This window comes from Nonomuraea sp. CA-143628, assembly GCF_050942315.1.
Lineage (GTDB): Bacteria > Actinomycetota > Actinomycetes > Streptosporangiales > Streptosporangiaceae > Nonomuraea.
This window is the reverse complement of the sequence record NZ_CP192072.1, coordinates 5,055,618-5,066,878: the sequence shown is the minus strand read 5'-3', so window position 1 is coordinate 5,066,878 and position 11,261 is coordinate 5,055,618. Positions and strand designations below refer to the sequence as shown.

Here is an 11,261-nt window from a genome sequence, read left to right as displayed (position 1 = left end):
CCGGCTATGGGAGCTATTTGACGATGCGGAGCGTGGCGGGGTCGAGGTAGTCGTCGAAGGTCCGGATGTCGAACCCGGCGGCCGCGACCGTGGTGGCGGGCAGGGTCGCCAGCGGGATCGCGTCGACCCGCTCCAGGAACGACTTCTGCGCGGACTGGAGGGCCGAGCACTGCGCGTTGCGGTCGATCTCGCTCATCGCCTTGGTGACGAAGCCGTACCCCTCCTTGTTGGGCTCGCCCGTCTTGTTGCGGCCGCCGTCCTCGGTGGCCGGGCCCATCACCCGCAGCAGGGAGGAGGTGAGGACGCCCAGCTGGTTGTTGTCGCCCTGGACGTTGATGTCCCAGTCCTTGCCGCCGGCCGTGGTCAGCGTGGCCCAGTTGGCGTTGTCGAGGGAGTCGACGGTCACGGTGGCGCCGGCGTTGCGCAGCGCCTCGGCGATGTAGTCGTTGCCGCTCTGCAGCAGGGTAGTGCCGACAATGCGGAAGCGGACCCCGGTCAGTTTCTTGCTTGCGGCGGCGGCATCCTGGGCGACCAGCAGCGACTTGTCGGTGTTGACGCAGGCCAGCTTGGCCGAGCCGACCGACAGGATCGTGCTGCCGCGCTTGCCGCTGATGATGTCGCTGAAGGCCTTGGCGTCGATGGCCTGGGCCACCGCGGTGCGCAGCTCCGGCTTGTCCGCGAACACCGTTCCCGGACGCTCGTTGAACAGCAGGTACGTCGTGGTGTTCGAGGCGACCGACGAGGTGAACCCCTTGTTGCCGTCGAAGCGGGCCACGTTCTCGTCGCTGACCGTCCCCACGTCCAGGCTGCCGGCCAGCAGTTGGGTGGCGATCGTCGCGTAGTCGGTGATCGGCGTGAGGGTCACCTGCTTGGCGGCCTCGCCCGTCAGGGGCTTGGCGAACTTCGGCCAGGCGGCGTAGCCCTCGCGCAGCGACAGCTGGTAGGACACCGCGGGCTGCGAGGCGGTCAGGGAGTAGGGGCCGGAGAACGCGCCGGCGACCTTGCCCGCCGCGAGTCCCTTGGTGTCCTTCAGGCCCGCCGGGCACACGATCCCGGCCTGCGGCAGGGTCAGCCCGGTGAGGAAGTCGGACCACGGAGCCGACAGCTCGGCTTTCACCGTGCCCGCCTTGTCATCGGGGGTGAAGGTCGCGGTGGCGCCGCCCAGGGCCAGCGTACGGCCCGAGGAGCCCGTCTCCTTGGCCGCGAACCGCGTCAGTGAGGCCGCCACCACGGTCGGGGTGATCGGCGTACCGTCCGAGCAGTTCAGTCCGCTGCGGATGGTGAGCGTGTAGTGCGCGGCGTCCTCGGCGGTCCACGAGGACGCGACCCCGCCCGCGAGGGTGTTGCCCGCGTCCTTGCGCACCACGGTGTCGAACAGCAGTCGCGCCACGGTGAAGTCGTCGCCGCCCTTGGCGAGCGCCGGGTCGAAGGTCGCCGGATCGGTGTTCAGCGACATGTTGATGGTGTCGGTGGTTCCCCCACCGGCACCACAGCCGACCGCGCCCAGCGCGACAGCGGCCGTCACCGACAGCGCAAGAATCGATTTGCGATACACCAATCCTCCAGGTCCAACCGCGAAAGGAATGGCGTGAGCTTAGGTTCTGCGTGCTACGTGGCGGGTTTTCGTGACCCACTTTGCACGGAATTGCGGGATAAGGCGGGTCGGATGCACGATCCTTCCGGAAAGGCTGCCTACCGCAGGTTTCCCACACGTTACCGGCACCCGACGCTTACTTGATCTTGCGGTGACATCTGCGGAGGTGCCCGATTGCGGGGAAGACCTGGCCTTTCCTGCATGATGGACGGATGGTGGACGGGCTGGACTTTCAGATCATCAACGCGCTCCAGATCCACCCTCGGGTCACTTGGGCGCAACTAGGGAGGATTCTTAGGGTTGATCCTTCGACGATTTCCCGTCGCTGGTCGGCGCTCACCCACGAGCGGCAGGTGTGGACGAGTTGCTTCGAGGCCGACGGGCAGCGGTCGCATGGGCGAGAGATCTCGGCTCTGGTCGAGATCCGGTGCGCCCCCGGCCGGCGCGTCGACGTGATCGCCGAACTCGGCCGGCAGGGTCCCATTTTCAGCGTGCACTGCACCTCGGGTCCCCGCGATCTCTACGTCATGGTCTCGACGCACACCCTGCTGTCCATGGACCGCTACATCGACGAGCACATCGCCGTGATCCCCGGCATCGTCGGCACCCAGACGCACTATCTGCGGCGGATCTTCCTCGAAGGATCGGGCTGGCGGCTCAACGCGCTGTCCGACCAGCAGGTCGAGGCGTTGCGCCTGCTCCGGCCGTCCGAACCCCCCGAACACCGCAAACCCGTCCACCGCGAGGTGATCAACGCGCTCAGCACGGACGTACGCCGGACGGCCGCCGACATGCAGCGAGAGCTGGGCCGCTCGATCTCGGTGATCTCCCGGGACATCGACGCGCTGCTCGCGGCGGACTGGGTCAGATGGCGCGTCGACTTCGCGCACACCCTCATGGGCTGGTCGGCCGCGGCGGTGCTGTGGCTCGACGTCCAGCAGACCGAGATGGAACGCCTCGTCTCCATGCTCCGGACGCTGGAAAATGTACGGATGTGCGCGTCGGTGACCGGTGCCACCAATCTGGCGGTCTTCCTCTGGTTGCGCGATCTCCAGGAGCTGGACGAGATCGAGGGCAAGCTGGCCGCGCTGTTCCCGAAGGCGCCGATCAAGGACCGATGGATCGTGCCAAGGATCGCCAAGCGCACCGGCTACATCCTCGACCTCGACAGCCGGCGCCTGCGTTACGTGCCGGTCGGCGGTCAGCCGGTATTCGAGGACTAGCTCGACACGACTTCGTGCGTGCCATGCTCGGAAATTTGGTGTTTCGTGCAGGATCGCGCGCGATCGACCCCGCGCCGCGGCGCCTTCCCTAGCCTGAGCGAGGCGGCCGCCCGGCCGCCGATCATCGTGGTGAGAAGGGGTCTTGTGGACTTCGAGCAGCTCAGGGCACTTCGGCGAGAAGTGCACCGCAATCCGGAACCCGCGTTCGTGGAGATCGGCACAGCGGCCCGGATCAGACAGGCCATCGACGGCCTGCCGGTGCGTGTCCTGACCGGGAAGGACGCCCACGACCTCTCCGCCGTCGTGAACTACCCGTCACCGCAAACGCTCGACGAGTGGGAGGCTCGCGCGGTCGCGTCCGGCGTTCCCGCCGAAAGCGCCAGGTACTTCCGGGAGAACGGCACCGCGATGGTCGTCGATCTGGTCGGCGACCGGCCGGGCCCGCGATGGGGCCTGCGCATCGACATTGACGCGCTGCCGATGCGCGAATCTGACGATCCCGCTCACTTCCCGGTCGCGAACGGCTTCGCCGCGACCAACGGCGCGATGCACGCGTGCGGCCATGACGCGAACGTCGCCATGGGCGTGGGCCTGCTGCACCGCCTCGCCGACCGCGACTTCGCGGGCTCCCTGCGGATCCTGTTCCAGCCCGCGGAAGAGGGCGTACGGGGCGCGCAGACGATGATCGACGCCGGGGTCGCGGACCCGATCGACACCATGCTCGCCGTGCACATGGCGGGCGAGCTGGCCCTGGGCTCGGTCGTGGGCAGCTTCACCGGCGGCATGGCCACCCGCAAGCTGAAGATCGACTTCACCGGCCGGGCCTCCCACGCCGCCGGTTCGCCGGAAACGGGCCGCAACGCGCTGCTCACCGCGGCCATGGCCGCACTGGGGATCATGGCGATCCCGCGCTTCAGCTCCGCGGACACCCGGCTCAACGTCGGCACGCTCGTCGCCGGTGACGGAGTGAACATCGTGCCGTCCGCGGCGGTGCTGACCTGCGAGGCGCGCGCCACGGATGACGAGGTCGTCGACGAGTTGGTGGACCGGATCCGGGCCATCGTGGAGGGAGCCGCCCGCACGCAGGGCGTCGAGGTGGCGCTCGCCGTGATGGGCCAGTCCTCGACCGTGTCCCCCGACGACGAGGTGATCGACCGCATCGTCGAGGTGGCCGACGCGCTGCCCGAGGTGGCGGAGGTGATCAGGACCCAGGCGTTCGCCGGGAGCGACGACGCGAACCTGCTCATCCGACACGTGCAGCGGCGCAACGGCAGGGGCGCGTACCTGATGATCGGCGGCGCCAGCCCCGGGCCGCACCACAGCGCGGACTTCGACGTGGTGGAGGAGGCGATCCCGATCGGCATCGACATCCTCGCCTCGCTGATCCGCCAGAATTGAGCGTCGCTTCTCTGGAGTACGGGTCGCGCCGCCTGGCCCGCGGGCCCGGCGGCACCTGATCGGGTGCCCCCGCGCGGCGTGTGAAAGTTGCGCCGACCCCCGGGAATCAGTCAAGATCAGTTCATCTGCGCACGGTTCTGGGCAGAAAGCGCCAACCAGACATCCGTCTTAAGCGGCATTTTTTATCTGGAAGGTTAGGAGATCCCGCTTTAAGACGTGACAGCGCGACGAGACGCCAGGACACTCAGCTTAGAGATATATAAGCGACAAAAGAGGAGACGATGTCGTGGCGGATGAATCCTTTGACTACGATCCCGCACTCCCCTCCAAGATCGACGCCAGCCAGCCGCATCAGGCCCGGGTGTGGAACTATTGGCTGGGCGGAAAGGACAACTACCCGGTAGATCGCGAACACGCGGAGCAACTCCAGCAGATCTATCCGGGAATGGAGGATATCGCCCGCCACGCCCGCGCGTTCCTGGGCCGCGCCGTCCGCTATCTGGCGCAGGACGCCGGCATCCGGCAATTCCTGGACATCGGCACCGGGCTGCCGACGGTCGACAACACCCATGAGGTCGCCCAGCGGGTGGACCCGTCCTGCCGCATCGTCTATGTCGACAACGATCCCCTGGTGCTGGTGCACGCCCAGGCGCTCCTGGCCAGCGACCCGCGGGGCGCCTGCGACTACATCGAGGCCGACGTACGCGAGCCGGCCGCCATCCTGGAGTTCGCGGCCAAGACACTGGACTTCAGCCGGCCGACCGCCCTCATGCTCCTCGGCGTGATGGGCACGATCTTCGACGACGACCACGCGCACGCACTCACGCGGCAACTGCTCGACGCTCTGCCATCGGGCAGCTACCTGGTGTTCGAAGACGGTACGAACACCATCAAGCCCGACGCGGCCGCGGAGGCGGGACGGCTCCACGACGAGGAGCAGCCCTACTCCTACCGCCTGCGCACCCCGGACGAGATCGCCCGGTTCTTCGACGGCCTGGAGCTGGTGGATCCGGGCGTCGTCTCCGTCTCCCGGTGGCGGGTGGAGTCCTCGGTGTTCGGCGTGCCCGACGAGGTGGACGCCTTCTGCGCCGTGGCCCGCAAACCGTAGCCCTACGGGGTGGCGTCGATCTCCTCGTCGATCTCCGCGATGATCTTGTTGATGATCGCCGGGGTCGCGGCCGACGGCTGCGCGTGGATGCCCAGCTCGTCCATCAGGTGCTGGTACGGGTGCACGTCGGATTCCCTGGTGAGATATTGCGCGCTGGCGATCTGTTCGAGGTAGACCACGTCGTCGAGCTCGGCCTGGGCGAAGCGCAGCATGGTGATGGGGCCGACCCCGCCGATGTGGCCGCAGTAGCTGAACGGAAGCACCTGGATGGTGACGTGCGGCAGCTTCGCCATCTCCTTGAGGTGCTCGAGTTGCCCGCGCATCGTGGGGCCGTCGCCGACCCGTCGGCGCAGGGCCGCCTCGTCCAGCACCACCCAGAGCTTGGGCGCCATGGGCCCCGTGAGGATCCGCCTGCGGCGCGCCCGGAGCGCGAGCCGGCGCTCGATCGCCTCGGGCGGGCAGCCCTGGTGGCCGCAGGTGATCACCGCGCGGGCGTAGTCCTCGGTCTGGAGCAGGCCAGGGATGTACTGGACCTCGTACGTACGGATCATCGCCGCGTCCTGCTCCAGCCCGAGGTAGTCCTCGAACCAGTCGGGCACCACCTCGCGGTATTCGTGCCACCAGCCGGGCGCGTTGGCCTGCTTGGCCAGCGAGAGCACGGCCTCGCGCTCGGCCTCCTCGACCACTTCGTAGAGGGTGAGCAGGTCGGCCACGTCGCGCAGCTTGAAACTGGTCCGCCCGCATTCCAGGCGGCTGATTTTGGAATGCGAACCCCGGATGGCGTATCCCGCGGCCTCACGCGTGATCTCCCGCGACTCGCGCAGCCGGCGTAGTTGCCTGCCCACCAATATCCGCAGCGCTGTCGGCCCGGACTGACGAGTCTCCCAACCTGGAATTTCGGTCAGGTCGTCAATATTCCGAGCATTCGGCATATACGCTCCTAGGTCGGAAACTGTGGCAGTCTGACGCGCAGACAATCCTGCCACGCTAGCCAGCTCCGCCGCCACGAGCCAGGTTAATAGCGGAAATACCAGGTCACGGGATGGGCACAACGCTTGACCGCCGCTTGACCGCCATCTGACTGCTTGTGATCGGGCGATAGCATTTGAGTTGGCATGAAAGTCATCATCTTCGGCGCTACTGGCATGGTCGGGCAGGGCGCACTCCGGGAATGCCTGGCCGACGACCGGGTGACGACCGTGCTCACGGTCGGCCGCACCCCCACTGGGCGCACCCATGACAAGCTGCGCGAGCTCGCGCACCCGGATCTGCTCGACCTGACGCCGATCGAGGCCGAGCTGTCCGGCTACGACGCGTGCTTCTTCTGCCTCGGCGTCTCCTCGGCGGGCATGAGCGAGAAGGACTACCGGCGTGTCACCTACGACTTCACGCTGGCGACCGGCGAAACGCTGGCCAGGCTCAACCCCGGCTCGACGTTCGTCTACGTGTCCGGGGTGGGCACCGACGCGCACGGGCGGGCGATGTGGGCCCGGGTCAAGGGCCAGACCGAGAACGCGCTGCTGGCCCTGCCGTTCGAGGCGTACATGTTCCGGCCCGGCTACATCCAGCCCATGCACGGCGTCACCTCGCGGACGACCTGGTATCGGCTGGCGTACGTGGTGACGGCGCCCTTCTACCCGATGCTGCGGCTGCTCTTCCCCACCGCGGTGACCACCACCGAGCGGATCGGCCGGGCCATGATCACTGTCGCGGCCCAGGGTGCGCCGAAGCGGATCCTCGGACCGCTGGAGATCAACGCCCTCCAAGGCTGACCCGCGCGGAATAACCTCGGACCGTCCGCTGCTTGGGTGGTCGTTGAACTTTCAATAGTAAGAGGTGATGAACGGTATGCAGTTCGGGATCTTCAGTGTGGGCGACGTGACCACGGACCCCACCACCGGCAGGACGCCGACGGAGCAGGAGCGCATCAAGGCGATGGTGGCCATCGCGCTCAAGGCCGAGGAGGTGGGGCTGGACGTGTTCGCGACCGGCGAGCATCACAACCCGCCGTTCGTGCCGTCCTCCCCCACCACCATGCTGGGCTACATCGCGGCCAAGACCGAGCGGCTCACGCTGTCCACGGCCACGACGCTGATCACGACCAACGACCCGGTCAAGATCGCCGAGGACTTCGCGATGTTGCAGCACCTGGCCGACGGCCGGGTCGACCTGATGCTGGGCCGGGGCAACACCGGGCCCGTCTACCCGTGGTTCGGGCAGGACATCCGGCAGGGCATCCCGCTGGCCGTCGAGAACTACGCGCTGCTCCACCAGCTCTGGCGCGAGGACGTCGTCGACTGGGAGGGCCGTTTCCGCACACCGCTGCAGGGATTCACGGCCACACCCCGGCCGCTGAACGGAGTGCCGCCCTTCGTGTGGCACGGCTCGATCCGCAGCCCGGAGATCGCCGAGCAGGCCGCCTACTACGGTGACGGATTCTTCGCCAACAACATCTTCTGGCCGAAGGAGCACTTCATCCGGCTGATCACCCTCTACCGCCAGCGGTACGCCCATTACGGGCACGGCACGCCCGAGCAGGCCATCGTGGGGCTCGGCGGGCAGGTGTTCATGCGGAAGAACTCGCAGGACGCGGTGCGCGAGTTCCGTCCGTACTTCGACAACGCCCCCGTGTACGGGCACGGCCCGTCGCTGGAGGAGTTCACCGAGGAGACACCGCTCACGGTGGGTAGCCCGCAGCAGGTCATCGACCGGACGCTGACGTTCCGGGAGTCGTTCGGCGACTACCAGCGGCAGTTGTTCCTGATGGACCACGCGGGGCTGCCGCTGAAGACGGTCCTGGAGCAGCTGGACATCCTCGGGGAGGAGGTCGTGCCGGTGCTGCGCCGGGAGTTCGCGGCGAACCGGCCGGCCGACGTGCCCGATGGGCCCGTTCACACCACCCGCGACCGTCTGACCGCCTGACCGCTTCACATGGAGTTCGGAGGAGTGTTCATGAAGCTCGTCGTCGTCACGGCGGGTCTGACCCAGCCGTCGTCCACCCGCCTGCTCGCCGACCGCCTGACGGAGGCGACCGTGCGGCGACTCACCGACCGGCCGGCTGAGGTGACCGAGGCGAGCGTGCAGCGGCCCACCGACCGGCCGACTGAGGTGACCGACGCGACTGAGGCGAGCGTCGGGCGGCTCGGCGATGAGGCGGCGGGGCTGGGCGATGAGCGCGCGACCGAGGTGCGGGTGATCGAGTTGCGTGATCTCGCCGTCGACATCGCGAACAACTTCGTCACCGGCTTCCCCGGCGCCCGGCTGAGCGCGGCGATCGAGGCGGTGACGGAGGCCGACGGCCTGATCGCGGTCACGCCCGTCTTCAGCGCCTCCTACAGCGGCCTGTTCAAGTCGTTCTTCGACGTCATCGACCCCGCCTCGCTGGCGGGCAAGCCGACGCTCATCGCGGCGACCGGCGGCACGCCACGTCACTCGCTGGCATTGGAGCACGCGCTGCGGCCGCTGTTCGCGTACCTGAGGGCCATGGTGGCGCCGACCGCCGTCTACGCGGCGGCGGAGGACTGGGGCGGCGGGGGTGACGACTTCGCGGACGGCCTGGCGGAGCGGATCGACCGCGCCGCGACCGAACTGGCCGACCTGCTGCGCAGCCGTACGCCGGCACCCGCTGGGACCGCGCTCGGCGACGCGGCCGGCAGCGGGCCGCGCCGAGGGGCGGGCCGCCAGCCGGAGCTGGAGCCGGATGTCGTGCCTTTCGAGCAGCAACTCGCCGCACTACGCCGATAAGGGGCCCAATTTCACAACAAAAGCCCCGAATGCTGACTCCTGTGAGTATGGTTCGTTAGGAAGCTTTCCTAACGAAGAGCAGGAGATCACGTTGCTCCGAACCACTCTCGTCTCACTGGTCACCTTAGCCACCACTCTCGCGCTCACGGGCACCAGCCAGGCCGCGGTCGACCTCACCGATCCGCACAAGAAGGACATCGCCATGCAGCTGGTGTCCAGTGCCGAGAACTCCACGCTCGACTGGAAGTCCCAGTACGGCTACATCGAGGACATCGACGACGGCCGCGGCTACACGGCCGGGATCATCGGCTTCTGCTCCGGCACCAGCGACATGCTGGCGCTCGTCGAGCTCTACACCAACCGCAAGCCGGGCAACGTCCTGGCCAAGTACCTGCCCGCGCTCCGCAAGGTCAACGGCAGCGACTCGCACGCGGGCCTCGACCCGAACTTCACCAAGGACTGGAAGACCGCCGCCAAGGACACCGTCTTCCAGACGGCACAGAACGACGAGCGCGACCGCGTCTACTTCAACCCGTCGGTCAGCCAGGCCAAGACGGACGGGCTGCGGGCGCTGGGCCAGTTCATCTACTACGACGCGATCGTCATGCACGGCCCCGGCACCGACAAGCTCAGCTTCGGCGGCATCAGGAAGACCGCGATGTCCAAGGCCAAGACCCCCGCGCAGGGCGGCAACGAGACGACGTACCTCAACGCGTTCCTGGACGCCCGCAAGGCCGCGATGAAGGCCGAGGAGGCGCACGAGGACACCACCCGCGTCGACACCGAGCAGCGGGTCTTCCTCAAGAACGGCAACCTCGACCTGGACCCGCCGCTGACCTGGAAGGTGTACGGCGACAGCTACACGATCAAGAGCTGATAGACGTACGGCCCGCGCCTCTGCCACGCTCTGATCATGACCCGTGCTGGAACGATCTTATTGACAGGGGCGACGGGCGGCATCGGCTCGGCCATCGCCACGACGCTGCTGGACGCGGGCTACCGGATCCTGGCCCTGGTCCGCGACCCGGCCCGCCTGAGCGAACTCACCGCCTCAGGCGGGCTCGCCGCATCGGGCGAACTCGCCACGTCCGGCGAACTCGCCACCGTGGACCGACCGGCCGGGCCCGCTGCCATGGACGAGGTCACCGGACCTGGCAGCGCGGGCCGGAGCGCTGGCCCAGGCAGCGCAGACCGGACCACGGAGCCTGGCGGCGCGAACCAGACCCCCATGCCTGGCAGCACAGACCGGACCGCCGACCCAGGCGGCACAGACTGGAGCGCCGAACCTGGCGGCGCGGACCCGACTCCCGGGCGTGACGGCACGAACCGGATCGCCGGGCCTGATGCCCCGGATGGGATCGCGGGGCTGGGCGAGATCACCCCGGTCGCGGCGAACCTCCCATGGCCGGAGATGATGACCCCGGCCGTCCCGTCCGCCGCCGTCGCCGCTGCCGGTAACGCCCCCACCGCGGCCGGCCCCACGGTCACACCCACCGATGTCACGCCCGCCGACGTCAGGCCCATCACCGTCACGCACACCGACGTCACGCCCGCCGGTCGCGCGCCCGGCAGTGTCATCGCCGTCGTCGCGGACCTGGCCCGGCCGGAGACGCTGGCCGCCGCCCTGCCGCCCATCGGGGAGTTGGACGGGTTCGTACACTGCGCGGGCATCGCCGAGGTCACGGCGACCGCGGACAGCACGGTGGAGCTGTGGCGTGACACGTTCAACGTCAACGTCGCCTCGGCCGCCGAGCTGCTGCGCCTCCTCCTGCCCGCCCTGCGCGGAAGCCGCGGCCGGGTGGTCCTCATCAACGCCGCGCCGGGCCTGAGCCCTGACGGCTGGCCCGCCTACGCGGCCAGCAAGGCGGCGCTGCGCGAGCTGGCCGACGCCGTACGGGACGAGGAAGGCCCGCACGGCATCCGGGTCACCACGATCTACCCGGGCGGCACGGCCACCGAGCTGCTGCGCAAGGTCCGGGCCGGCTTCGGCTCGCCGTACGACCCCGACCGATGCCTGCGCCCGTCCACGATCGCCTCGCTGGTCCTGACCGCCCTCACCGCCCCACCGGACGCCCACCTCACGGAACTCTCGGTCTGCTCGGCCGGCTGACCGGCGACCACCCGGGGCCCCTCAACTCCGGGTACTCGGCCGGGTCGGCCTCGACGGGTCGCGGCGCACCCGAACCGACCGGCA

General features: G+C 68.6%; 10 protein-coding genes and 1 pseudogene. 9 read left to right on the top strand and 2 right to left on the bottom strand.

Translation table 11 applies throughout. The features are described 5' to 3' along the window. Positions 1 to 13: 13 nt before the first annotated feature. Positions 14 to 1,555 (bottom strand): ABC transporter substrate-binding protein, encoded by a 1,542-nt coding sequence (locus ACQP2T_RS23165; RefSeq protein ID WP_433518181.1) that lies wholly within the window; start codon positions 1,553 to 1,555, stop codon positions 14 to 16. Between the two features lie 251 nt (positions 1,556 to 1,806). Here ACQP2T_RS23165 and ACQP2T_RS23160 point away from each other — a divergent pair. The 4 genes and pseudogenes from ACQP2T_RS23160 to ACQP2T_RS23145 all read left to right on the top strand — a co-directional run. Then, a pseudogene (locus ACQP2T_RS23160) lies at positions 1,807 to 1,875 on the top strand (hypothetical protein); the annotation flags it as partial. A 72-nt stretch (positions 1,876 to 1,947) separates the two neighbouring features. Further along, a complete protein-coding gene (locus tag ACQP2T_RS23155) occupies positions 1,948 to 2,817 on the top strand; it encodes an Lrp/AsnC family transcriptional regulator (RefSeq protein ID WP_433519813.1) in 870 nt (289 codons plus the stop codon). A 144-nt stretch (positions 2,818 to 2,961) separates the two neighbouring features. Further along, the gene (locus ACQP2T_RS23150) at positions 2,962 to 4,215 is read left to right on the top strand and encodes an amidohydrolase (protein ID WP_433518180.1); all 1,254 of its coding nucleotides are present in this window, start codon (positions 2,962 to 2,964) and stop codon (positions 4,213 to 4,215) included. A gap of 286 nt (positions 4,216 to 4,501) precedes the next feature. Beyond that, complete coding sequence (locus ACQP2T_RS23145) at positions 4,502 to 5,323, top strand: SAM-dependent methyltransferase (RefSeq protein WP_433518179.1); 822 nt, start codon at positions 4,502 to 4,504, stop codon at positions 5,321 to 5,323. A 2-nt stretch (positions 5,324 to 5,325) separates the two neighbouring features. Here ACQP2T_RS23145 and ACQP2T_RS23140 read toward each other — a convergent pair whose 3' ends face one another. After that, positions 5,326 to 6,255, bottom strand: coding sequence for a helix-turn-helix domain-containing protein (locus tag ACQP2T_RS23140; RefSeq protein ID WP_433518178.1), 930 nt, complete (start codon positions 6,253 to 6,255; stop codon positions 5,326 to 5,328). 183 nt (positions 6,256 to 6,438) lie between these two features. On the opposite strand from ACQP2T_RS23140, the gene ACQP2T_RS23135 reads away from it, so the two are divergent. The 5 genes from ACQP2T_RS23135 to ACQP2T_RS23115 all read left to right on the top strand — a co-directional run bounded on the left by ACQP2T_RS23135 (position 6,439) and on the right by ACQP2T_RS23115 (position 11,177). Continuing rightward, positions 6,439 to 7,095, top strand: coding sequence for an epimerase (locus tag ACQP2T_RS23135; protein ID WP_433518177.1), 657 nt, complete (start codon positions 6,439 to 6,441; stop codon positions 7,093 to 7,095). A 76-nt stretch (positions 7,096 to 7,171) separates the two neighbouring features. Next, entirely contained in the window at positions 7,172 to 8,245 is a 1,074-nt protein-coding gene (locus ACQP2T_RS23130; protein WP_433519812.1) for an LLM class flavin-dependent oxidoreductase, read from the top strand. Between the two features lie 30 nt (positions 8,246 to 8,275). Continuing rightward, the gene (locus ACQP2T_RS23125; protein WP_433518176.1) at positions 8,276 to 9,067 is read left to right on the top strand and encodes a CE1759 family FMN reductase; all 792 of its coding nucleotides are present in this window, start codon (positions 8,276 to 8,278) and stop codon (positions 9,065 to 9,067) included. A gap of 91 nt (positions 9,068 to 9,158) precedes the next feature. Continuing rightward, positions 9,159 to 9,944: a chitosanase gene (locus ACQP2T_RS23120; protein WP_433518175.1), complete on the top strand. Its 786-nt coding sequence runs from the start codon at positions 9,159 to 9,161 to the stop codon at positions 9,942 to 9,944. A gap of 36 nt (positions 9,945 to 9,980) precedes the next feature. Then, positions 9,981 to 11,177 (top strand): SDR family NAD(P)-dependent oxidoreductase, encoded by a 1,197-nt coding sequence (locus tag ACQP2T_RS23115; RefSeq protein ID WP_433518174.1) that lies wholly within the window; start codon positions 9,981 to 9,983, stop codon positions 11,175 to 11,177. Positions 11,178 to 11,261 lie beyond the last annotated feature (84 nt).